Origin of the sequence: Pueribacillus sp. YX66, from assembly GCF_041725775.1 — a bacterium.
In the GTDB taxonomy this organism is placed as follows: domain Bacteria; phylum Bacillota; class Bacilli; order Bacillales; family UBA6769; genus Pueribacillus.
This window is the reverse complement of record NZ_JBEUEL010000088.1, coordinates 1-821: the sequence shown is the minus strand read 5'-3', so window position 1 is coordinate 821 and position 821 is coordinate 1. Positions and strand designations below refer to the sequence as shown.

The following is an 821-nucleotide window of genomic DNA, read 5'->3' as shown; positions in this document are numbered from 1 at the left end:
CAAAATAACAAAAAAGAACGCGGAAAGACTTGTTCAGGCGGGACGTAGTCGCTGGAAAATAGAAAACGAGGGCTTTATCCACCAGAAGAACCGGTGGCACGATATCGAACATGTTAATTGCCATGATTATACAGCAATGAAAAACCATTACCTACTGGTGCAAATTGCCGACATCCTAGTTCAGTTGTACCTTAACGGTGCCAAGATCTTAAAGGGTTTAAAAAAATCGGCAAAAGAAAAATCCTCGGATCTGTTTAGAAGCGATTCGAACCCACAAAATAACAGACGAGGATTTATACCACATAGGGAAACCGATACAAATCAGGTTCACCTAGTGGTTATAGTTGATCATAAGGAAGTGATGCGAAGAAAGACCAAACTTTACTTATCCACAATTTTAAAAGGAATCGCAATTGATTCGGTTCGTTTTGTCTCTAAAAGCAGGGAAGTTAACTGGTAAAAAATTACATATGTGGATGAGTGGTTTTTTCCCTAAAATGAGTAATGAACATTAATTTACTCATCAGAGCTGATAAAGTATATATAGACTTGTACTAGAGGATTAATTACTTTAATGAAAAAGGTGAAGTTATGTTTAATATTAATGTAGCTGACTTCAATCAGAAGAAGATATTATTGGTCGATGATGAGAAGGATATACTAAACTTATTGGAAACGGTACTGATAAAAGAAGGTTTCAAAAATATTTATAAAGCGGAAAATGGAAACAAAGCAATTGAACTTTGTATTTCGCAAGTGAAAAGTGATCCACTTCGCAATTTAATTTTGATCCACTTGATTGGTTTCAAAATTGATCCATT

The 821-nt window shown here is 35.0% G+C and carries 1 protein-coding gene and 1 pseudogene; both read left to right on the top strand.

What is annotated here, in order from left to right:
* Positions 1–460: pseudogene (locus ABU914_RS15450) on the top strand (hypothetical protein); the annotation flags it as partial.
* 131 nt (positions 461–591) lie between these two features.
* Positions 592–821: response regulator (locus tag ABU914_RS15445; RefSeq protein WP_483880159.1), on the top strand; the 230-nt coding region annotated here is incomplete at its 3' end.